Source organism: Kitasatospora sp. NPDC058170, from assembly GCF_042883905.1.
Classification (GTDB): Bacteria; Actinomycetota; Actinomycetes; order Streptomycetales; family Streptomycetaceae; genus Kitasatospora.
In genome coordinates, this window is the sequence record NZ_JBHVUV010000009.1 from 157,848 (window position 1) to 178,944 (window position 21,097).

16 protein-coding genes and 1 pseudogene are annotated in these 21,097 nt (G+C 74.7%); 4 read left to right on the forward strand and 13 right to left on the reverse strand.

Features of this window, described 5'->3' with window-relative positions:
* Positions 1-49: 49 nt before the first annotated feature.
* The 8 genes from ACFVVX_RS12730 to ACFVVX_RS12765 form a co-directional block, all read right to left on the reverse strand.
* Positions 50-1,816, reverse strand: coding sequence for an ABC transporter family substrate-binding protein (locus ACFVVX_RS12730; protein WP_387944492.1), 1,767 nt, complete (start codon positions 1,814-1,816; stop codon positions 50-52).
* A gap of 96 nt (positions 1,817-1,912) precedes the next feature.
* On the reverse strand, positions 1,913-4,525 hold the full coding sequence (locus ACFVVX_RS12735; RefSeq protein WP_387944494.1) for a SpoIIE family protein phosphatase: 2,613 nt from the start codon (positions 4,523-4,525) through the stop codon (positions 1,913-1,915).
* Between the two features lie 221 nt (positions 4,526-4,746).
* Positions 4,747-7,485 (reverse strand): SpoIIE family protein phosphatase, encoded by a 2,739-nt coding sequence (locus ACFVVX_RS12740; RefSeq protein ID WP_387944496.1) that lies wholly within the window; start codon positions 7,483-7,485, stop codon positions 4,747-4,749.
* A gap of 300 nt (positions 7,486-7,785) precedes the next feature.
* A complete protein-coding gene (locus ACFVVX_RS12745; RefSeq protein WP_387944498.1) occupies positions 7,786-8,193 on the reverse strand; it encodes an NUDIX domain-containing protein in 408 nt (135 codons plus the stop codon).
* A 50-nt stretch (positions 8,194-8,243) separates the two neighbouring features.
* Positions 8,244-8,405 carry an SPOR domain-containing protein gene (locus ACFVVX_RS12750; protein ID WP_387944500.1) on the reverse strand — a complete coding sequence of 54 codons (162 nt, stop codon included), beginning with the start codon at positions 8,403-8,405 and terminating at the stop codon, positions 8,244-8,246.
* A gap of 204 nt (positions 8,406-8,609) precedes the next feature.
* On the reverse strand, positions 8,610-10,136 hold the full coding sequence (locus tag ACFVVX_RS12755) for a DUF4190 domain-containing protein (RefSeq protein WP_387944502.1): 1,527 nt from the start codon (positions 10,134-10,136) through the stop codon (positions 8,610-8,612).
* A gap of 160 nt (positions 10,137-10,296) precedes the next feature.
* A complete protein-coding gene (locus tag ACFVVX_RS12760) occupies positions 10,297-11,115 on the reverse strand; it encodes a methyltransferase domain-containing protein (RefSeq protein ID WP_387944504.1) in 819 nt (272 codons plus the stop codon).
* Between the two features lie 153 nt (positions 11,116-11,268).
* Positions 11,269-12,624 carry a DUF3616 domain-containing protein gene (locus tag ACFVVX_RS12765; protein WP_387944650.1) on the reverse strand — a complete coding sequence of 452 codons (1,356 nt, stop codon included), beginning with the start codon at positions 12,622-12,624 and terminating at the stop codon, positions 11,269-11,271.
* A 190-nt stretch (positions 12,625-12,814) separates the two neighbouring features.
* Between ACFVVX_RS12765 and ACFVVX_RS12770 the strand changes: the two are divergent.
* Both ACFVVX_RS12770 and ACFVVX_RS12775 read left to right on the forward strand, forming a co-directional pair.
* Positions 12,815-13,941, forward strand: a pseudogene (locus ACFVVX_RS12770) (dihydrofolate reductase family protein).
* Between the two features lie 64 nt (positions 13,942-14,005).
* On the forward strand, positions 14,006-14,674 hold the full coding sequence (locus ACFVVX_RS12775) for an HAD-IA family hydrolase (RefSeq protein WP_387944506.1): 669 nt from the start codon (positions 14,006-14,008) through the stop codon (positions 14,672-14,674).
* A gap of 71 nt (positions 14,675-14,745) precedes the next feature.
* Here ACFVVX_RS12775 and ACFVVX_RS12780 read toward each other — a convergent pair whose 3' ends face one another.
* A complete protein-coding gene (locus tag ACFVVX_RS12780; protein ID WP_387944508.1) occupies positions 14,746-16,047 on the reverse strand; it encodes a M20 family metallopeptidase in 1,302 nt (433 codons plus the stop codon).
* A gap of 295 nt (positions 16,048-16,342) precedes the next feature.
* Here ACFVVX_RS12780 and ACFVVX_RS12785 point away from each other — a divergent pair, with 295 nt between their 5' ends.
* Positions 16,343-16,591, forward strand: coding sequence for a type II toxin-antitoxin system Phd/YefM family antitoxin (locus ACFVVX_RS12785; protein WP_387944510.1), 249 nt, complete (start codon positions 16,343-16,345; stop codon positions 16,589-16,591).
* A gap of 152 nt (positions 16,592-16,743) precedes the next feature.
* Here ACFVVX_RS12785 and ychF read toward each other — a convergent pair whose 3' ends face one another.
* Both ychF and ACFVVX_RS12795 read right to left on the reverse strand, forming a co-directional pair.
* Complete coding sequence (gene ychF, locus ACFVVX_RS12790) at positions 16,744-17,817, reverse strand: redox-regulated ATPase YchF (protein ID WP_387944512.1); 1,074 nt, start codon at positions 17,815-17,817, stop codon at positions 16,744-16,746.
* 75 nt (positions 17,818-17,892) lie between these two features.
* Positions 17,893-18,285: a glyoxalase gene (locus tag ACFVVX_RS12795; RefSeq protein WP_387944514.1), complete on the reverse strand. Its 393-nt coding sequence runs from the start codon at positions 18,283-18,285 to the stop codon at positions 17,893-17,895.
* Between the two features lie 115 nt (positions 18,286-18,400).
* On the opposite strand from ACFVVX_RS12795, the gene ACFVVX_RS12800 reads away from it, so the two are divergent.
* Positions 18,401-19,054: a DUF6542 domain-containing protein gene (locus ACFVVX_RS12800; protein ID WP_387944516.1), complete on the forward strand. Its 654-nt coding sequence runs from the start codon at positions 18,401-18,403 to the stop codon at positions 19,052-19,054.
* A 161-nt stretch (positions 19,055-19,215) separates the two neighbouring features.
* On the opposite strand, the gene ppgK is transcribed toward ACFVVX_RS12800, so the two are convergent.
* Both ppgK and ACFVVX_RS12810 read right to left on the reverse strand, forming a co-directional pair.
* The gene (ppgK, locus tag ACFVVX_RS12805) at positions 19,216-19,962 is read right to left on the reverse strand and encodes a polyphosphate--glucose phosphotransferase (RefSeq protein WP_387944518.1); all 747 of its coding nucleotides are present in this window, start codon (positions 19,960-19,962) and stop codon (positions 19,216-19,218) included.
* A 158-nt stretch (positions 19,963-20,120) separates the two neighbouring features.
* Positions 20,121-21,095, reverse strand: a complete 975-nt coding sequence (locus ACFVVX_RS12810; protein WP_387944520.1) for a 4-hydroxy-3-methylbut-2-enyl diphosphate reductase — start codon at positions 21,093-21,095, stop codon at positions 20,121-20,123.
* Positions 21,096-21,097: the final 2 nt, after the last annotated feature.

Sequence of the window (21,097 nt, forward strand, 5' to 3'; positions counted from 1 at the left end):
GGTCGGGCGGGATCAAGATCACAGGTGGATCACTCCCGACGGCCCCGCGCTACCCCTGGGCGAACCCCAGGTCCTGGAAGCGCGGAGGGCCGAAACCCCAGGCGCCGGCGCCCACCACGCCCTCGCGCACCGCGACCAGATCCGGGCGTTGGAAGAGCGGCACCGAGTGGCCCAGCTGCCAGATCCGGGTGTCGGCCTCCTGGAGCAGCGCCAGCTGGGCGGCGGGGTCGAGCTCGGCGGCCGCGCGGTCGAGGAGGCGGTCGATCTCCTCGGTGCCGGAGCGGCCGTAGTTGCTGCCGGCCGCCAGGGCGCCGTCCGGGCCGGGCCGGGGCTTGGCGTAGACCGGGCGCTGCTCGGTGGCCGGGTCCGGGCCGGCCGGCCAGGAGAACAGGGCGAGGTCGTAGTCGCCGGTGGCGAGGTGGTCGCGCAGGAAGGCCGCGGCGGGCACCGCGACCGGCCGCAGGGCGATGCCGTGCCCGGCCAGGTCCGCGGTCAGCGCGTCGGCGGTCCGCCGGGCCAGCGCGGAGTCGGCGGGGATCAGCAGGGTGAGCGCGAGCTCCTTGCCGTCCCTGGCCCGGGTGCCGCCGTTCTTCGGCCGCTTCCAGCCGGCCGCGTCCAGCAGTCGGTCGGGGTCCGCGGTGCCGAGGGCGTCGCCGTTGTCCCGGTAGCCGTCCTGGTCGCCGGCCAGCAGGTGGCTGCCGAGCGGCGCGGCGGCCAGGCCGAGCGGGCCGAGCGCGGCCTCGGCGGCGCGGCGGCGGTCGACGGCCCTGGCCAGGGAGCGCCGGACGGCGGGGTCGCCGAGCGGAGCGCGGGCGGCGTTCAGGGTGAGCTGGGTGAGCGAGGCGGCGGACGCCCGGTGCACGGTGATGCCGGGCAGCGCCTCGGCCCGGCGCAGCGCCTGGGCGGAGGCCTGGGCGAGGTCGGCCGAGCTGCCGGGGGCGGCCGGGGCCCGGTCGACGGCCGCGGTGAGCGGGGCGATGTCGAGCTGGTCCCGGTCGAGCGCGTCCAGCCGCCGGTCGGGCGGGACGGCCAGGAAGTCGATCCGGTCGACCTTCGGCCGCTCGCCCCACCAGAGCGGGTTGCGCGCCAGGGTGATCCGCCCGCCGGCCGGGTCGGCTCCGGAGAGCGCGAACGGCCCGGCCGTCACCCGTGCACCGGCCGTCGACGGGCGGTTGAAGACGGCGGCGGAGGCGGTCTCGGTGGCGGGGTAGAGCGGCCCGAACAGGGCCCGCCACCCCGCGCACGGCTGCCGGAAGGTGACCGTGACCTCGTGGGCGTCCGCTCCCGGCCCGATCGCGTCGATGGCGTCGTACCCGGCCGGGCGGGTGCTGGTGTAGGCGGGGTCGAGGCCGGAGAGCGCGGCCCGCTGGGCGGCGAAGTCGGCCGCCGACAGCGGGGTGCCGTCGCTCCAGACGGCGTCCGGGTTGAGCCGGTAGGTGACCACCTGCGGCAGCCGGCCCGGCGGGGTGGACTCGGCCGCCACCAGGTAGTCCGGGTCGGCGAGCAGCCGGCCGTGCTCGTCCGGGCGGAACAGCGAGGGGTAGAGGGCGCGGGCGAGCAGCGCGGAGTCGGCGGTCGCGGCCGGCTGGTAGACGTCGAGCGTGGCCGGCACCTCGTCCACCGCCCAGCGCAGCGTGCCGCCGTCCCGGACGGCCCCGCGGTCGGACGGGCGCACGTCCCCGGTGGTGGCGGCGGGCGGGGCCGGTGCCGGGACCGGCGAGGGGGCGGGGGCCGGGGGGCCGCCGGAGCAGGCGGCCAGGGCGGCGGTGGCGAGCAGCAGCGCGGCGGCTGCGGCGGTGGGCTGGCGGACGCGCATGGCGGCCATCGAACGCCGCCCGGGCGGGGCCCGGCCCGGCGACACGGCGGCCGCCGGGCTACTGCACCCGGACAGCCGAAACGCCCGGCCGGCCGGTCAGACGGACAGCTCGAACCAGACGATCTTGCCCTTGGGCGTCCGCCTGCTGCCCCAGCGCTCGGCCAACAGGCTGACCAGCTGGAGCCCGCGCCCGCCCTCGTCGGTCTCCTGGGCGCGGCGCTGGCGCGGCTGGGCGTAGCCGTCGTCCCAGACCTCGCAGACCAGGTTGCGGTCGCGCAGCAGCCGCAGCCGGATCTCGCCCCGGCCGTGCCGCAGCGCGTTGGTGACCAGCTCGCTGACCAGCAGCTCGGTGGTGTCGACCAGCTCGTCCAGGCCGCGCGCCAGCAGCCAGCTGCAGGCCAGCTCGCGGGCCTTGGCCACCGAGGTGGGCTCGGGCGGCAGGAACCAGTTGCCGACGGCGTCCTCGGCGAAGGCGTGCACCCTGGCCATCAGCAGCGCGATGTCGTCCTCGCCGTGGTGCGGGTTGAGCTCGCCGAGGACGTGGTCGCAGAGGTCCTCCAGGCCCTTGCCCTCGGCCGACAGCGCCGTGCGGAAGGCCCGCAGGCCCTCGTCCAGCTGGTGCTTGCGGCTCTCGACCAGACCGTCGGTGTAGAGGGCGAGCACGGCGCCGTCCGGGAGGGTCAGCTCGACCTCCTCGAAGGGCTCGCCGCCGACGCCGAGCGGCAGGCCGGGCGGCACGTCCAGGATCCGGGCGCTCTCGCCCGGGCTGAGCAGGACCGGCGGCAGGTGGCCGGCGTTGGCGAAGGTGCAGCGCCGGGTGACGGCGTCGTAGACCGCGTAGACGCAGGTGGCCAGGTAGACCTCGCGGGCCTCCTCGTCGGCGGTCGAGGTGAGCCGTCCGTACGGGGTGGGCGGGCTGGTCGGCGCGGAGTCGTCGCCCAGCCCCCGGGCGATCTCGTCCAGCGCGGTGAGCACCTCGGCGGGTTCGAGGTCGAGCATCGCGAGGGTGCGGACGGCGGTGCGCAGCTGGCCCATCGCGACGGCGGCGCGCAGGCCGCGGCCCATCACGTCGCCGATCACCAGGGCGGTGCGGTTGCCGGGCAGCGGGATGACGTCGAACCAGTCGCCGCCGACCTCGGTGTTGTTGTTGCTGGGCAGGTAGCGACAGGCGATCTCCAGGCCGCTGGCGGCCGGGTTGCCCGGGGGCAGCAGGCTGCGCTGGAGGATCAGGGCCCGCTCGTGCTCGCGGCGGTAGAGCCGGGCGTTGTCGATGCACACGGCGGCGCGGGCGACGAGCTCCTCGGCGATCGCGACGTCGCGCGCGTCGAAGGGCTCGCTGCCGATCGCGCGGGAGAGCTGGACCAGGCCGAGCACCTGGTCGCGGGCGACCAGCGGGACGATCAGGGTGGAGCGCAGCAGCGGGTCGGGACCGGGCTCGGGGACGACGCTGCGGCCGGTGCGCAGCGCCCGGGCGTGCGGGGAGCGGCGGGGGTAGCAGAGGGTGCCGCCGGCCTCGGCGATCGGCAGGCCGGTGACCGAGCCGAGGACGGAGGAGGCGCCGCCGACGACGCTGGAGACGGCGACCCGGCGCAGTTCGCCGCTGCCGTCGGTAAGCACGGTGTCGCCGAGCCGCCCGGCGCTGGGGACGGACTCGCCGGAGAGCAGGGCGGTGTAGAGGTCGACGGTGGCGAGGTCGCAGAACGGCGGGACGACGACGTCCAGCAGCTCCTTGGCGGTGGTCTCCAGGTCGAGGGTGGAGCCGATGTGGGCGCTCGCCTCGTTCAGCAGGGCGAGGTTGCGGCGGACGCCGTCCGCCTCGCGCTCGGCGACGTGCCGGCTGGTGACGTCGGAGACCTGGCCGGCGACGCCCATCGGCTGGCCGGCCGAGCCGTTGAGGCGGTAGAGCGAGACGGCCCAGAGCCGGTTGCCCTCGCGGGTGGGGACGGCGGAGTGGAAGCGCAGGTCGAAGACCGGCTCCCCGGTGGCGAGGACCTTGCGCAGGGCCGCGGTGAGCCGGTCGGCCTCGGACTGCGGGAAGAGGTCGTGCGGGGTGAGGCCCTCGAGGTCGGTGGGGACGAGGCCCATCCCGGAGGCGAAGGCGTCGTTGACGCGCTGCAGCCGCAGCCGGTCGTCGAAGAGGATGAAGCCGGTCGGGGTCTGCCCGAAGACCGCCTCGGAGGCGGCGAGGTCGGTCTCGATCCGGCGCAGCCGGCCGAGGTCGACGGCCAGGCAGGTGGCGCCGGCGGTGGGCAGCGCGCTGTCGGGCATCAGATAGAGCTCGGCGAGGCCCTCGCGGCCGGAGGCGTCCCGGTACGGGGTGGTGCCGACCCACTCCTCGCCGGCCAGGGTGCGTTCCAGCCGGGCGCGGCCGCGCTGCCAGAGCTCGCGCGGGACGAAGGTGGTGATCGGGTCGGCGCCGACGGCCTCGGCGGCGGGCAGGCCGAAGAACTCGGCGGCCCGCTCGCTCCACTGGCTGATCCGCCCGTCGGGGCCGATCGCGAAGGTGGCGACCCGGATGTAGTCGTAGATCGAGCCCGGGTCCCCGGCTCCCCACCGGTGGGCGCCGACCTCCGGGCGGGCGGCTCGGGCCTGACCCGGGGCCGCGGCCGGCGATGCCGCCGCGGCGGGCAGGTGCGGGGAGCCGGCCTGCCCGGGCACAGCGGCATGACCGCTGCTGCTCGGCGCGTTACGCGCCGGGGTGCTGTTCAACGGACCGACCCCTCCAAACCCGTGACCGTCCGGATGCCGAGAAGACCGAGTATTCATCATCGAGGGGTACGTTCACACGCCCTCAACATCACAACATCAGATCGGGCGAAGGTTTTTGTCCTACCGCCCGCGCAACCACAATGCCACGCTCGCGCCCCCCGCCGGAGTGCGCGCTCCCCCCGGCCTCCCGCTGGCATATGCAGCCCCGTTCTACTCGCGTCCTACTCGACTCCCGGCTCGTCGGGCTCATTACCCGGCAGGGCCTGCTCGAACCAGACGACCTTGCCCATGCCCTCGGCGCGGGCCCCCCAGCGCAGTGCGAGCCGGCGGACGAGCTCCAGGCCCCGCCCGCCCTCGTCGGCCTCGGCCGCGTGGCGCTCGCGGGGCGGGTCCGGCAGCGGGTCGGAGATCTCGACCAGCAGCGTCTCGCCGAGCGTCAACCGGACGCCGATGGGTGCGCTGGCGTACCGGACGGAGTTCGTGACCAGCTCGCTGACCAGCAGTTCCGCGATGTCGGTGAGCTGCTCGACGCCCCACTCGACGAGCGTGGCGCGGACCAGCCGGCGGGCCCGGGAGACGGCGGTGGGCTCGGCCGGCAAGGTCCAGCCGGCCGTCGGGGTGCCGGCCTGGCCGTGGCCGAGCCGGGCCAGCAGGAGGGCCACGTCGTCGGGCTCGCGGCCCTGCTCCATGGTGTCCAGCACCGCCTCGCAGGCGGCCTGGATGGAGGCGTGCGGCTGTTCGAGCACCAGGCGCAGCCGGCCGAGTCCGACGTCCAGGTCCTTGTCCCGGGACTCCACCAGGCCGTCCGTGCACAGGGCCAGCAGGCTGCCCTCGGGGATCTTCAGCTCGACGGACTCGAAGGGGACGCCGCCGACGCCGAGCGGGGCGCCGGAGGGCAGGTCCAGGATCCGGCCGCCGCCGCCGGGCAGCGGGCCGCCGGTCCTGGTCGGTTCCTCCCCCTCCCCCGGGACGATCAGCACCGGCGGGATGTGGCCCGCCTTGGCGACCGTGAGCCGGGCGGTGGCCGGGTCGAACACGGCGTAGATGCAGGTGGCCAGCAGCGCCTCGTCCGGGCCCTGGGCGAGGTCGTCGGCGAGCTCGTGGACGTGCCGCAGCAGCACGTCCGGCGGCAGGTCCAGGGCGGCCAGCACGCGGACGGCGGTGCGCAGCCGGCCCATCGTGGCGGCGGCCCGCAGGCCGTGGCCCATCACGTCGCCGACCACCAGGGCGGTGCGGTCCCCGGGCAGCGGGATGACGTCGAACCAGTCGCCGCCGACCTCGGTGCCGCTGCTGCCGGGCACGTACCGGTAGGCGACCTCGACCCCGGTCGGCTGCGGGACCTGCTGCGGGAGCAGGGTGCGCTGCAGGGTGAGCGCGGCGGTGCGCTCGCGGGCGTAGAGGCGGGCGTTGTCGAGGGAGCTGCCGGCCCGGTCGGCGAGCTCCACGGTGAAGGCCAGGTCGTCGCGGTCGAAGCCCTCCCGGTAGCCGGCCCGGCTGACCAGCAGCAGCCCGATCACGATGCCGCGGGCGCGCAGCGGCACCACCAGCATCGAGTGCACGCCGATGTCGTGCGCCGCCTGCATCTTCGGGTCGCCCGGGTAGGTGACGTCGCTCAGCTGGTCGGCGCCGGAGAGCAGCTCGGGGACGCCGGTGCGCAGCACCCGGCCGCAGGCGGAGTCCTCGGCGAAGGTGATCCGGGCGCCGCGGCGCAGCATCACCTCCACCTCGGGGCCGTCCTGGACGGAGGCGGTGCCCAGCTGGAGCAGGGAGGTGCGGCGGTCGTGCCCGTGCCGGGGCAGGTCGTCACCGTGGGCGACGGCCTGCAGCAGGATCACGGCGGAGTGGTCGGTCAGCCGGGGGACGACGGCGCTGGCCAGCTCCTGGGCGATCCGGGAGGCGTCCAGCAGGTCGCCGACCCGGGAGCCGAACTCGTTGAGCAGCGAGAGCCGGCGCCGGGCGTGCTCGACCTTGGCGACCGCCCGGTAGCGCTCGGTCACGTCCATCACGGTGCCGGAGATGCCGAGCACCCGGCCGGCCCGGTCGGTCATCCGGCTGTAGGAGATCGAGCGGTAGCCGGAGCGGGCGGTGACCGGCGAGGCGAGGGTGACGTCGATCACCGGCTCGCCGGTGGCCAGCACCTGGCGCTGGATGGCGGTGATCTCGTCGGCGGCGCGCTCGGGCAGGGTCTCGCCGGTGGTGCGGCCGACGTGGTCCTCGGTGGAGACGCCGTTCATCTCGGCGAGGGTCTGGTTGACGGCGGTGTACCGCAGGTCGGTGTCGAGGATGGCGATGCCCAGCGGGGACTGCTCGAACAGCGCGTCGCGGACGGCGAGGTCCCGCTCGACGGCCTGGACGGTATCCGCCTCGGCCAGGTTGACCTGGAGGAACGGGGTGCCGTCGCCGTCCACCAGCAGGGAGATCCGGGCTTCGACCCGGACCCCGGCGCCCTCCCGGTCGCGCAGCTCGGCGAGGCCCGCCCAGCGGCCGTGCCGCAGGGTGGCCTGGATCGCCGCCTGGATCCGGGCGACCTGGTCCTCGTCCGGGATCAGCTCGTCGATCCGGCGGCCGACCAGCAGCTCGTTGGGCCAGCCCAGCAGCTCCTCGGCGGCCGGGCTCCACAGGACCACCCGGCCGGAGGTGTCCAGGATCGCGATGGCGACCTTGACCACGTCGAACAGGCTGCCCCCGGTGTGCTCGGCCGGGGCGGCCGGGGCACCGCCTGCGCCGGCGGGGAACGGCCGGCCCGGCAGGCTGCGCAGGCCCGTCCGGGGCGTCGCGTCGGGCACCACGAGGGAGGGGGCCGGCTGGGGGGTGCCGGTGGCTCCCTCGCCCCGGCGGCGGGTGGCCTCCGCCGGCTGCGGCGTCCGGCGCACGCCGCGGCGCAGCCGCGCGCGGGCGGCGGCACTCCCCCCGGCGCCCGTACGCCGTGCTCCCCCGCCGCCGTTACCGGTACTCGACACCGACGGGGCCTCCGGCTCTGGTCGGGATCGGCGTCGCCGGCTGGGGACGGCTCACCGATGGTGACGAATAGTGCCGAAAAGTGACATACCCAGCAGAACCAAGGCTATCCCGGCTTGTGGTTCGTCTTTTCCGATTGGCCTACCCGGCGTATCGCGCGTCGCCGGGGCCGACCACCGGGGCCGCACGGCGGCCCGAGCATGCGTTCGGACGTTCGCGCGACCGTTCCACCAGTCATGTACCCCGTCAGGTACCCGGCCGTGCGCGCAGTCGTGCGCTCACTCGTGCGCGCAGTCGTGCGCTCAGTCCTCGGTGAGGAGGCGGGCGACGTGCGGGAGGACCTCGCGGTCGTGGTCGAGCCAGTCGAGGTCGCCGAGTTCGGCGGGGGTGAGCCAGCGGAGTTCGGAGTGGTCCTCCAGCGGGCGGGGGTCACCGGAGAGCAGCTCCGCGGTCCAGAAGCGGAGCTCCAGCCCCGGCCGGACGGTCCAGGAACCGGGCAGCTGCGCCAGGGCCCGCGCCCGCACGCCCAGCTCCTCCAGCAGTTCGCGCTCCAGCGCGGCGGCCTCGGTCTCGCCGGGCTCGGTCTTGCCGCCCGGGAACTCCCAGCGCCCCGCCACCTCCGGCGGCGCGCTGCGGCGGGCGGCCAGCACCCTCCCGTGGTGGACGAGTGCGCCGCCGACGACGATCCGGTGCTGCGTTGCCTTCTCCATGGCCCCGAGCGTAGGGCTTTGTCCGGCCGGCCCTGCCGGGCCGCGACCGGTCAGAGCGCCCCGGCGGCCTCGGCCTCCACCCAGTAGAGCCGCTTGTGGCCGCGCGCCTCGAACTGCGCCGCCGGCCGCTCGGCCTCGGCCCGTTCCAGACCGGTGGCGACCACGACGCGGTTGCCGTTGTCGTCCTGCCTCATCACCCGGTAGGTCCCCATGGCGGCGAGCGTAGTGCGGGGTGTCGGGGAGCGGTCCGGGGCGGCCTGGCGCGGTCCGGGGTGCCCGGGAGCGGTCCGGGGCGGTGCGCGGCCCGGCCCGCGTGGGGGTCGGGCCGGGGCCGCGCACCGCAGGACGCTACGCCCCGCCTGATTCCGGCGGATGCGGGCCGGGTTAACGCCCGGTAAGACGTGGCGCGGTCCGGATCAGGCCCGGGCCTCGCCGGCCTGCTCGCCGGTCGACAGGCCGAGCTCGCGGCGGATCTCCACGGTCTGCTTGCCCGACTTCGCCACCAGGGCCTTCGCCCGTCGCACCTCGCGTTCGAGCGCGGTCGCGTCGACGGTCTTCACCGCGGTGTCCCAGGCGGTGGCGGCCTCCCGCTGGACGGCCACCAGCTCGGCCAGCTTCGGCTTGACGCCCTCCGGCCAGAGCGTCGAGCCCTTGGACAGGTCCTCGGCCTCCTTGCGGGAGGCCGCGGCCATCTGGCCGGCCCAGGACCAGTACTCGGGGCGCGCGTCGGCGATCTCGGCGTCCGGCTCGTTCGCGTAGGCCGTGTTGAAGGCCCGGGCGGCCTCCAGGTAGGTGAGCTGGGCCTGGGTCAGACTGCCCCGGTCGGTGCGGACGCTGCCGCGGTGCTGGGTGTCGCGGTCCTCGTAGGCGCAGGTGACGTACCGCTCCCCGGCCTTCCAGTTGCCCCGGCCGGGGTAGAGGTAGACCTCGTCCATGCCGTCCGGGACGGCCCAGCTGTCGAGGGCGTAGTCGTCGAGCACCGGCCCGCAGAGGACGGCGGCGCGCTCACGGACCTTGGTCTCGCCCGGGTAGCCCGGGCCGTCGCTCTCCGGGATCCGGGCGGTGCCGGCCACCTCGCCCTGGTGCGGGATCAGGCACGGCACCTTGAGCACCCAGTAGACGGTCTGGTCCCCGCCCTCCGAGTCCTCCTCGGCGGAGTCCCCGGGCTGGTTGTAGCAGTCGCCGGACCTGAGCGAGCCCCAGTGGACAGCCCCGGGCGGCGCCTTGGGCACCCGGCCGGGCCGGTCACCGAGGACGGTGTCGGCGTTGTCCGCGAGGAGGCCCACCGCGCCTACCGCGGAGACCAGCACCGCGCCGACGGAGAGCAGCAGGCCGGCGACCGCCATGCCCCGGCCGCGCTCGTTGCGCTTCGGGATCTGAACCAGCGCGGTGATCGCGAAGGCCAGCGAGAGCGGCCACAGGCAGAGCACGCCGGTGACCAGTGCGGCGACGGCGAAGCCGTTGGTGACGGCGGGCACCTGCGGGTAGCCGTAGGTGTGGCCGTAGCCGGGCTGGACTCCGGACACCGCTCCGGGAGTGACCGCCGCCCAGCCGGTGGCCTGCGGCCGGGGCGGGACGGGCGGGAGCGGCGCGCCGGGCGGGGAGCCGACGGGGGCGCCGGGCGCAGGCGGCGCGCCGGGCGGGGGCGGGACGGCGCCGGAGGCCGCCGGGGCGGCCCACGGGTCGGCGGGCGGCGCGGGCTCCCCGACGAGGGGCACCTCGGCGGCGGGCACCTCGACGGCGGGCACCTCGGCGGCCGGTTCCCCGGCGGCGGGCGCGACCGGCTCGGCAACCGCTTCGGTGCCCGGCTCGGCGTCGGACCCGGCGGCGGACCCGGCGTCGGCCCGGACCGGCTTGGTGAACTCCACACGCTCGACGGGCTGCTCGGCGGGTGCCGGGGTGTCCGACGCGGGGCGGGGCGCGTCGGGCTCGGGCTTGGACACGTGGGACTCCCCCGGCCCGCCGGATACGGGCATCAGCTCGACAGTTCGACTCGACCGTTCCGCAGACGGAGCAATGGAACGGACGCGCGACTTTACCCGATCTTGGAGATCACCCCGCCACCCCTTTTCCGGCCCGCCACCAGCCCCGCCACCAGCCCCGCTACCCGCGCGCCAGCACCTCGCCGTGCAGCATCGCGAACCATCCGTCGTCGGCGGCCGCCCACTCCCGCCACCCGGCCGAGATCCGCTCCAGCTCCGCCCTGTCCGCGAACCCCTCGGCGACCGCCGTCGCGGCGATGGCGGAGTCCAGGATCCGGTCCGCCCACAGCCCGCCCCACCACGCGCGCTGCTCGGGCGTCGCGTACGTCCAGGTGGACGAGGTGGCGGCGACCTCGGTGAAGCCCGCCGCCCGGGCCCAGGACAGCAGCCGCCGCCCGGCGTCCGGCTCGCCGCCGTTGGACCGGGCGATCCGCCGGTACAGCTCCAGCCAGCGGTCCAGCTCCGGCGCCTGCGGGTACCAGGTCATCGTCGCGTAGTCGACGTCCCGGGCCGCGACCACGCCGTCCTCGGCCGTGACCCGGCGCATCTCGCGCAGCGCCGCCACCGGGTCGGCGACGTGCTGCAGCACCTGGTGGGCGTGCACCACGTCGAACTCCCCGTCCGCGTGGTGCAGTGCGTGCACGTCGGCGACCTCGAAGACGACGTTGTCCAGCCCGCGCCCCGCGACGTACGCGGCCGCCTGCTCCAGCACCTCGGCCGAGGTGTCCACGGCCACCACCCGCCCGGTGGGGCCGACCAGTTCGGCCAGGTCGGCGGTGATCGTGCCCGGTCCGCAGCCGACGTCCAGCAGGGCCTGGCCCGGCCGCAGTTCGGGCACCAGGTAACCGGCCGAGTCGGCGGCGGTGCGGGAGCGGTGCGAGCGCAGCACGGACTCCTGGTGGCCATGGGTGTAGACGGTGGCGGGCTGCTGTCCGGTCATGGTGTCCCCCTGGATGCGGGTCGGTTTCTCGACGCCTCCGACGCTACTCCTCGTCCCGCATGACGAGAAGATTCGTCTCATATTCTGACTTCGAGACAGCGGAAAAACGCCCCCGCCCGGATCGGACGAGGGCGTACTTCCACTTGGCGCCGACTAGTTGACGGTGAACCAGGTGGTGCGGGACTTCTTCCACTCCGGGTGGGTGAGGTCCTTGGCCGCCGTGCCGTCGCCGTACAGGTCGGCGGAGCCGTCGTCGGTGATCACCTGCACCCGCGCGCCGGGCGCGGTGAGGTCCGGGATGTCCGCCACGGCCTCCCAGCCGCCGGCGTCGCTGGTCGGCAGGTCCAACACCTTGACCGGCGCCGAGCCCGGCTGCCCGTTCCAGCGGTAGAGCGCGTACGGGTCGGAGTTGTCGTCGGCCGCCCAGGAGCCGGCCACGATCAGGTACTGGTCGGCCGCGTTGCGCCGCAGGTCGCGGATGGAGAGCCCGCCGAGGTCCAGCTCGATCGGGGCGCCGAACGTGGCGTGCGCCGAACCGCCCGGCAGGGAGGAGAAGTTGGTGACCGGCACGATCAGCGCCCGGCCGCCGGTGACGGCCGGGGCGAGCGGCGCGCGGAAGCCCAGGTACGCCGTGGTCGAGCTGCCCGGCGCGAACTCCAGGCCCTCGACGTTGAATCCGTCGATCTGCTTGGGCGCCTGCCCGGCGGCCGCGCCCGCCGCGAAGCCGTAGCGGTCGCCGTTGGCCCGGTCCCAGGCGATCAGGTCGTCGCGCAGCCCGTCGTACGAACCGGCCGGCGCCAGCTGGGTGGTGGCACCCGAGCCGGTGACCGTGGTGGCGAAGACGGTGTGCCGGTCGGGCTTGATCTCGCCGTCCTTGTTGTTGCCGAGCGAGCCCGTCCAGTAGATCGTGTCGCCGACCCGGGCGGCGCCCTCGATGTCGATCTCCTTGGACACGCCGAGCGCCGAGCTGAAGTCCCAGGTGCGCACGGGCGCGCCGGAGGCGCTGCGGTCGTACAGGCGCAGCACGTTGGACTCGTCGTCGGCCACCACCAGGTGGCCGCCGCCCGCGTCCACGGCCGCCGAGGCGTCGCTGGAGCCGGTCAGGTACCGGCTGTCGGCGGAGTCCCGGACGGCGGGCGAGGCCGCGTAGTGCAGCGTCCTGGTGGCCGTCTTGCCGCCGAGGCCGGTGACCTTGATGGTGAGGTCGGTGTAGCCGACGCCCTGGGCGGCCACCGCGAGGGTACGGGTACCGGTGGTACCGGCCACCGTCACGTCCGTGGTCCGGGCGACGCTGCTGCGCGTGGTGGCCGAGGCGGCGACGGTCAGCGCGGAGGTGCTCGCGCCGCTCTGCGCCACGGTGACGGTGACCGTCGGGTCGCCGGTGGCACCGACCGCGCCGGAGAGGTAGCCGGTAGAGAGGGTGATGGTGGGCGTGCCGTAGGAGGCCGCGGTGGCGGAGCCGCCCGGCAGCGCGACGGCCGGCAGCACGGCGACGGCGAGCGGGAGGATGCCGCGGGAGAAGCGGGACACGGGGCTGGCCCTTCGACGAGGGGGCGGTGCGAGGTCCGGACCAGGGTGGGGGCGGTCGGCGAACGCCGCCCCTACGGGAACCGGCCTCCGGACGAACAGCAGCCCTCCGGGCCCTGCGCCGTCACGGTGGGCCGTACTGTGGACGGACCCCTACAGAAGACGGTCCTCCATGTCCCGCCCCTTTGTCCTGCTGAGCGCCGCGATGTCGCTCGACGGGCACCTCGACGACGCCTCGCCCGACCGGCTGCTGCTCTCCGGTCCGGCCGACTTCGACCGGGTCGACGAGGAGCGCGCCGCCGCCGACGCGGTCCTGGTGGGCGGCAACACCCTGCGCACGGACAACCCCCGGCTGCTGGTCAACGACCCCGCCCGGCGGGCCGCCAGGCTGGCGGCGGGCCGGCCCGCCCACCCGCTGAAGGTGACGCTCAGTGCGAGCGGCCGGCTCGACCGGGAGCTCAGGTTCTGGCACACCGGCGGCGACAAGGTCGCCTACACCACGGACCAGGGGGCCGCGGAGCTGCGCCCGGCGCTGGACGGGCTGGCCGAGGTGGTGGCCCTGGGCGCGGCAGTGGGACTGGGCGCGGTCCTGGACGACCTGGGGGCGCGCGGGGTGCGCCGGCTGATGGTCGAGGGCGGTGGCAGCGTGCACACCCAGTTCCTGGCCCAGGGGCTCGCGGACGAGCTGCAGTTGGCCGTCGCCCCGCTGCTGGTCGGGCAGGCGCAGGCACCGCGCTTCGTCCACCCGGCGGCGTTCCCGGGCGGCCCCGCGCGCCGGATGCGCCTCCTGGAGGCACGTACCGTGGGCGACGTCGTCCTGCTCAGGTACGCCCCGAAGGAGTCCGCGCCGTGACCGCCACCGACCTCGACCACCTCCGCCGGGCCGTCGAACTCTCCCGGCTCTGCCCGCCCTCCGCGACCGCCTTCTCGGTCGGCGCGGTGATCGTCGGCGCGGACGGGGAGGTGCTGGCCGAGGGCTTCAGCCGCGAGGCGGACGCCCACGACCACGCCGAGGAGGCCGCCCTGGCCAAGCTCCCGGCCGGGGACGCGCGACTGCGCGGCGCGACCGTCTACAGCTCGCTGGAGCCGTGCGGGCAGCGGGCCTCCCGGCCGCTGCCGTGCGCCCGGCTGCTCGTCGCGGCCGGCGTCCCGCGGGTGGTCGTGGCCTGGCGCGAGCCGGATCTGTTCGTCACCGACTGCCAGGGGACGGCCCTGCTGGAGGCGGCCGGGGTCGAGGTGGTGGAGCTGCCGGAGCTGGCCGAGGCGGCCCGTGCGGTCAACGCCCACCTGCTCGGGTAGGTTTTGTATCCTTGCTGAACAATAGACTCGCAGGTCTTCCGAACCCGTAGCGAGGAGCCTCGCCATGCCCGCCAACGCCACCCTGCCGCCCGTCCGCGCCCTGCTGCTGGACATGGACGGCACCCTGGTCGACTCCGACGCCGTGGTCGAGCGCTGCTGGCGCCGCTTCGCCGACGCGCACGGCCTCGACCCCGCCGCGGTGCTGCGCCTGGCACACGGCCGCCAGGGCCACCTCACCATGGCCCTGCTGCTCCCCGACCGCCCGGCCGAGCTCAACCACGCCGACAACCAGCGGATGCTCGCCGACGAGAAGGCCGACACCGAGGGCGTCGTCGCCATTCCCGGCGCCGCCGCCTTCCTGGCCTCCCTGACCGGTCTCCCGCACGCCCTGGTCACCTCCGCCGACGAGCACCTGGCCCGGGTCCGGATGGCCGCCGCCGGACTGCCGCTGCCGCCCGTCCTGGTCACCGCCGAGTCCGTCGGCGCCGGCAAGCCCGACCCGGAGGGCTTCCTGAAGGGCGCCGCCGCGCTCGGCTTCGCCCCCGCCGACTGCCTCGCCTTCGAGGACTCCGAGGCCGGTGTCGCCGCGGCGCTGGCCGCCGGCATGCCCGTCGTCGGCATCGGCCCGCGCGCCGCCGCCCACCACCCCACCGCGCACGCCCCCACCCTGGAGGCCGTCACGGTCACCGCCGCCCCGGACGGCACCCTCACCGTCGGCATCGCCGGGCGGTGAGGGCGGCGGCCCGGGCGGCAGCCTCACGGCCCGGGCGGTGAAGGTGCCGCCCGGACGCCAGCCTCAGCCGCTCACCCGCGGACGCGGGTGGCGAGCCAGCCCGCCATCGCCCTGACGCCGACGCCGATCGCCCGCTCGTCCGGCACGAAGGTGTCGTAGTGCGGGAAGGCCGACGCGACCCCGGCGCCGGGCGAGCGCACACCGAGGAAGGTGTAGGTGCCCGGGATCCGGCGCAGGAACAGCGCGTAGTCCTCGCCGTTGAAGGGGAACGCGCCATGGTTAACCGTCACCCCGCGGGCGCCGAGCACCCGGCGCAGGTGCCGGGCCAGCGCGTTCGCGTCGTCCGCGGGGCAGACCATCGCCGGGAACGGGTCCCGGGGGAAGGCCACCGTCGCCCCGGCGTACGACCGCGCCACCCGGCGGATGTCCTCGCGCACCTCGGCGGTGCGCTCCTCGGGCCAGCAGCGGTACATGGCGGCCACCTGCACCCGGCCCTCGGCGTCGGTCTGCACCCGGCTCCGGGCGACCACGAACCGCGTCAGCGGCCCGTCCGGCGTCTGCACGTCCGCGACGAGCCGGGCCAGGTCCGCCTCCGTCTGCGGCAGGGCCACCGCGGCCAGGGCGTTGATCTCGGCCGCCAGCCGGCCCGCCGCCGCGGCCGCGTCCGGCCCGGTCAGCGTCACGGTGGCCCAGTCCTGGCCCGGCAGCCCGCTGCCCGGCGTCACGGACAGCTGCCCCACCGGGTACGGCCCACAGTGCAGCGCGTGGATCTCCTCGGCGCCGGTCCGCTCCAGCACCCCCGCATTGATCATCGCCGCGGCGCCCTCCAGCTTCTCCTCGCCGGGCTGGAAGAGGAAGACCACCGTGCCGCTCAACCGGTGCCGCAGCTGCGCCAGCACCTGCGCGACGCCGACTCCGACCGTGGTGTGGATGTCGTGCCCGCAGGCGTGCGCCGCGGGGCGGTCCTTCAGCGGGGGCATGATCCCGTCCCCCGGCACCGCGTCCATGTCGGCCCGGTAGGCCACCGTCCGGCCGGGGCGTGCGCCCTTCAGCACGGCCACCACCCCGGTGCCGCCCACGCCGGTGGTCACGGCGAGCCCGGCGGCGGTCAGCCGGTCGGCCACCGCCGCGGCGGCGAACGCCTCGGCTCCCGCCACCTGCGGGTTCCGGTGGAGGTCGCGCCGCAAGGCGATCAGGTCGCGGTCGAGCCCGGCGGCGACGGCCTCGACCGCGGCCTGGTCCACGTGGTCCCGACGGCGGCCGGAGTCCGCGGCGGCCGGAGTGCCGGACGCCAGCACGGCGCCGACGCCGGCCGCCGCGGTGCCCCCGATCAGACCGCGACGACTCAGAACGGGCTTGCTCGGACGGGTCATTCTTCCCCCAGCGATCGTGCGGAGCGCCTCCCCGCGCACCGGCACGACCGGTCGCGGAGGCATGGACGGCATGCGACCAGGGCGACGACACGGGCACGGCCGCCACCGCTCCCGCCCCCCTGGCGAACTGATCAACAGTCAATCAAACATCCGTCCGATCGGCTCGGCCGACCACGAATGAACGCCAACTGGGAGACCGCACTCCGCATACCGCAACCGCCCCTGCACGCCTGTCGAGCACCGCCGCGGACGTACGGTTTCCGGTACACCCAAGGAGGGCTCGACCACGAAGACGATGACCTACTCGGAGTCCCGCGCACGCTACGCGGAGGTGCTCGCCGCGGTCACGGACGACCGCGAGGAGGTAGTGATCACCCGCACCGGACATGAGCCGGTGGTCATCGTCCCCCTGGACGACTACCAGTCCCTCAAGGAGACCGCCCGCCTCCTGCGCAGCCCGGCCAACGCCCGCCGCATCCTCGCCGCGATCGAGGAACTGGAGAACGACGGAGGGGCAGTACGGGATCCAACGGCCCCGGAGTGAGGATCACCTTGATCCACAAGGTCGCCGACGACGCGGTTCTGATCACCCGGTGCCGCCGGCTCGGGAAAGCGATCGGGGCCCGCCTCAGGAGAGGCGGGCCCCGTCCGACCTGCGAACACGACAAGTGGTGTCAGCCTGGAGCGACGACCGGATCACACGTTGAAGCGGAACTCCACCACGTCGCCGTCCTGCATGACGTAGTCCTTGCCCTCGATGCGGGCCTTGCCCTTGGAGCGGGCCTCGGCGATGGAGCCGGTCTCGACCAGGTCGGTGAAGGAGATGACCTCGGCCTTGATGAAGCCCTTCTGGAAGTCGGTGTGGATGACACCGGCGGCCTCGGGGGCGGTGGCGCCCTTCTTGATGGTCCAGGCCCTGGTCTCCTTGGGGCCCGCGGTGAGGTAGCTCTGCAGGCCGAGGGTCTCGTAGCCGACCCGGCCGAGGGTGGCCATGCCAGTCTCCTCCTGGCCCATCGACTGGAGGAGCTCCAGCGCCTCGTCCTCGTCCATGCCGATCAGCTCGGACTCGATCTTGGCGTTCAGGAAGATCGCCTCGGCGGGGGCGACCAGGGCGCGCTGGGCCTCCTTGAACTCCTCGTCGACCAGCTCGTCCTCGTCGACGTTGAAGACGTAGAGGAAGGGCTTGGTGGTGAGCAGGTGCAGCTCGCGCACCGAGGAGGCGTCGAAGCCCGCCTCGAAGAGGGTCTTGCCGGTCTCCAGGATCTTCTGGGCGGCCTCGGCGGCGGCCAGCGTGGCGGCCGACTCCTTCTTCAGGCGGGCCTCCTTCTGGAGCCGGGGCAGCACCTTCTCGATCGACTGGAGGTCGGCGAGGATCAGCTCGGTGTTGATGGTCTCGATGTCGTCCTTCGGCGAGACCTTGCCGTCCACGTGCACCACGTCCGGGTCGACGAAGGCCCGGATGACCTGGCAGATCGCGTCCGACTCACGGATGTTCGCCAGGAACTTGTTGCCCAGTCCCTCACCGACCGAGGCGCCGCGCACGATGCCGGCGATGTCCACGAAGTCCACGGTCGCCGGGAGGATCCGCTGCGAGCCGAAGATCTCGGCGAGCTTCGCCAGCCGGGCGTCCGGTACGCCGACGACGCCCACGTTCGGCTCGATGGTGGCGAACGGGTAGTTGGCCGCCAGCACGTCGTTCTTGGTCAGGGCGTTGAACAGGGTCGACTTGCCGACGTTCGGCAGGCCGACGATTCCGATCGTGAGCGACATGAAGCGCAGTCCCGTGGGCTTGGAGGAGTTGGGTCGGCACCGTGCGGGCCGATCCCCCAGTCTACGGGCAGCGACTCAGGCGCCCGCCGCCGCCGGTAGCGGCTCCAGGAACTCCAACCGGTTACCGAGCCGGTCGCTGGAGTGGAACCGACGGTGACCGGGCAGGTTGTCATCCCAGATGACCTCATGACCATGGGCGGCCAGCCGCTCGGCCAGCGCGTCCAGCGCTCCCACCTGGATCCCCGGGTGCCCCTTGCGGGCGGGCCGGAACTCCGGGACCACGCCGAGGTGCACCTCGACCCCGCCGCCGCGGAACCAGCAGCCGCCCCGCGCGGCCAGCACCGGCGGCTTGACCAGCTCGGTCATACCGAGCACCCCCGCCCAGAACGCGCGGCAGTCCTCCTCCGCACCGGCCGGGATGTCGAGCTGCACGTGGTGCAGGCGCTCGAAGGTGAAACCGCTGGTCATGAATCCCCCTGGACGAGTTGATCGACGATCACATCAGTACTCCGTCCGGAGACACGGAGCAAGGCCCGGACCCCCATTACACAGTGTGGCGATGATCGGACCGTACGTTGGACGGGTGGAGCAGAGCATCCGAACCCAGCCGCCAGGGCCCAGACGCCGACCGCCGAACGGCGCGGCCGGGGCCGCCGTCCCCGGGCCCGGGCGGGCCCCCGAGACCGACGGGGCCGCAGCCCCCGCCTCCCGGCTACGCCCCGTGGCCGGCGCGCCCGAACGGGCCCGCCCGGGCGGCGCGCGGCTGCGGCTGCCGTTCGGCGCGCGCACCGAGGGGCGTGCGGACGCCCGCGGCGAGGGCCGCCCCGAGGTGCGGGTCTACGGCCGCCGGCGCAACGGCCGGCCGGCCCGGCTGACCGCGGTCGGGGCCGGCGTGGTCGCGCTGGCGGCGACCCTCGCGGTGGCCGCCGTGGACCGGCTGGTGTTCGGCGGCCTCGGGGTGCTGTTCGGCCTCGGCTACCTGGTGATCTGCTTCCAGCTGGCCGTCCGGGTGCGCTTCGTCGACCTGCTGGCCGCCCCGATCAGCGGGCCGATCGCCTTCGCCGCCGCCCTGCTGCTGCTCGGCCCGGTGACCTCCGCCGGGGTGACCGCCCAGGTGGTGGCCCTCGCGACGGGGCTGGCGCTGCGGGCCGGCTGGCTGTTCTCCGGCACCGGTCTGGCGGCGGCGATCGTCATCGCCCGGTTCGTGGCCCAGAAGCGGATCCACCGGGCGCGCTGAGGAGTGGAAAGTCGGCCGGTTCGACTTTCCACTCCCGTCGTGCCCGCCGCGCTCGCTGCTCCCGATCCCCCGCTCACGGCTCTACGGCTCTACAGCTTCACGGCTTCACGGCTTCACGGCTCCCTGGCCTTCCCGCTCTGCGGCCGCCGCAGTGGCGGCGGTCAGCCCGCCGCCCGCGCGGCCGCCATGGCCGCCCCGACGATCCCCGCGTCGTTGCGCAGCTCCGCCGGGACGATCCGCGCCCCGCGCTCGCGCAGCAGCGGCAGGAACTTCTCGTGCTTGCGGCTCACCCCGCCGCCGATCACGATCAGCTGCGGCGAGAACAGCATCTCCACCAGGTCCAGGTACTCGTCCACCCGGCCGGCCCACTGCTCCCAGTTCAGCCCGTGCCGCTCCTTGGCCGCCGAGGAGGCGCGCCGCTCTGCGTCCTTGCCGCGTAGCTCCAGGTGCCCCAGCTCGGTGTTGGGCACCAGCGTGCCGTCCACGAACAGGGCGCTGCCGATGCCGGTGCCGAAGGTGAGCACCAGCACCACGCCCGACTGGTCGCGGCCCGCCCCGTGCGCGGTCTCGGCGAAGCCGGCCGCGTCCGCGTCGTTGAGCACGGTGGCCGGCAGGTCCAGCGCCTCCCGGAACAGGCCCGCGGCGTCCAGGCCGATCCAGCCCTTGTCCACGTTGGCCGCGGTTCTGGTCTGCCCGTCGACCACCACCCCGGGGAAGGTCAGCCCGACCGGGCCCTGGTGGTCGAAGTGGCGGACCACCTCGCGGACGGCGGCGACCACGGCCTCCGGCGCGGAGGGCTGCGGGGTGAGGACCTTGTGCCGCTCCTGGGCGAGCACGCCCCGGCCGAGGTCGACGGGGGCGCCCTTGATGCCCGAACCGCCGATGTCCACACCGAATACCGCCGTCATGACGAACACCCTCCGCCGGACCGTTTGTCCGGGACGGCCGTCCCGAACCGTTGTCCACAGGCCTGTGCACAACTGTGCACAAAACTACGAGAGCGGGCCCGGCCCTGCACAGCGCGATGCCCGGTACCCCTGAGGGCACCGGGCATCGCGGGACGGTCCTACAGCTTGCCGGCGGCCTCGGCGCGCAGGTCGCGGCGGAGCTCCTTGGGCAGCGAGAAGGTCAGGTGCTCCTCGGCGGTCTTGACGGTCGACACGTCGCCGTAGCCGCGCGCGGCCAGCCAGTCGAGGACGCCATCGACCAGGATCTCCGGGACGGAGGCCCCGCTGGTGAGGCCGACCGTGGTGACGCCCTCCAGCCAGGACTCCTGGATCTCCTCGGCGAAGTCCACCAGATGGGCGGCCTTGGCGCCGTACTCCAGGCCGACCTCGACCAGGCGGACCGAGTTGGAGGAGTTCCTGGAGCCGACCACGATCAGCAGGTCCGTCTCGGGCGCCATCTGCTTGACGGCGACCTGGCGGTTCTGGGTGGCGTAGCAGATGTCGTCGCTGGGCGGGCTGACCAGCAGCGGGAAGCGCTTCTTCAGCTCGCCGACGGTGGCCATGGTCTCGTCCACCGAGAGCGTGGTCTGGGAGAGCCAGACCACCTTGGACTCGTCGCGGACCTCGACGTTGGCCACGTCCTCGGCGCCGTCGACCAGGTGGATCCGGTCCGGCGCCTCACCCATGGTGCCGACGACCTCCTCGTGGCCCTCGTGGCCCACCAGCAGGATGTCGAAGCCCTCGTCGGCGAACCGGACGGCCTCCTTGTGCACCTTGGTGACCAGCGGGCAGGTGGCGTCGATGGTCGCCAGCCGGCCGGCCTCGGCCTCGTCATGGACGGACGGCGCGACGCCGTGCGCGGAGAACACCACGATCGAGCCCTCGGGCACCTCCTCCGTCTCGTCGACGAAGATCGCGCCCTGCTTCTCCAGGGTCTGCACCACGTACTTGTTGTGGACGATCTGCTTGCGGACGTAGATGGGGGCCCCGTACTGCTCCAGGGCCTTCTCCACGGCGATCACGGCGCGGTCGACGCCCGCGCAGTAGCCCCGGGGGGCGGCGAGCAGGACACGGCGCTGCGCGGTGTTGGACATGG

What these genes read in the sequence shown, in the direction of transcription:
- ACFVVX_RS12775 (WP_387944506.1), top strand. Translation starts at nt 14,006, where the DNA reads ATGCCCGCCAACGCCACCCTGCCGCCCGTCCGCGCCCTGCTGCTGGAC.
- ACFVVX_RS12760 (WP_387944504.1), bottom strand. Translation starts at nt 11,115, where the DNA reads ATGACCGGACAGCAGCCCGCCACCGTCTACACCCATGGCCACCAGGAG.
- ppgK (WP_387944518.1), bottom strand. Translation starts at nt 19,962, where the DNA reads ATGACGGCGGTATTCGGTGTGGACATCGGCGGTTCGGGCATCAAGGGC.
- ychF (WP_387944512.1), bottom strand. Translation starts at nt 17,817, where the DNA reads ATGTCGCTCACGATCGGAATCGTCGGCCTGCCGAACGTCGGCAAGTCG.
- ACFVVX_RS12795 (WP_387944514.1), bottom strand. Translation starts at nt 18,285, where the DNA reads ATGACCAGCGGTTTCACCTTCGAGCGCCTGCACCACGTGCAGCTCGAC.
- ACFVVX_RS12750 (WP_387944500.1), bottom strand. Translation starts at nt 8,405, where the DNA reads ATGGGGACCTACCGGGTGATGAGGCAGGACGACAACGGCAACCGCGTC.
- ACFVVX_RS12785 (WP_387944510.1), top strand. Translation starts at nt 16,343, where the DNA reads ATGACCTACTCGGAGTCCCGCGCACGCTACGCGGAGGTGCTCGCCGCG.
- ACFVVX_RS12745 (WP_387944498.1), bottom strand. Translation starts at nt 8,193, where the DNA reads ATGGAGAAGGCAACGCAGCACCGGATCGTCGTCGGCGGCGCACTCGTC.
- ACFVVX_RS12810 (WP_387944520.1), bottom strand. Translation starts at nt 21,095, where the DNA reads ATGTCCAACACCGCGCAGCGCCGTGTCCTGCTCGCCGCCCCCCGGGGC.
- ACFVVX_RS12780 (WP_387944508.1), bottom strand. Translation starts at nt 16,047, where the DNA reads ATGACCCGTCCGAGCAAGCCCGTTCTGAGTCGTCGCGGTCTGATCGGG.
- ACFVVX_RS12730 (WP_387944492.1), bottom strand. Translation starts at nt 1,816, where the DNA reads ATGCGCGTCCGCCAGCCCACCGCCGCAGCCGCCGCGCTGCTGCTCGCC.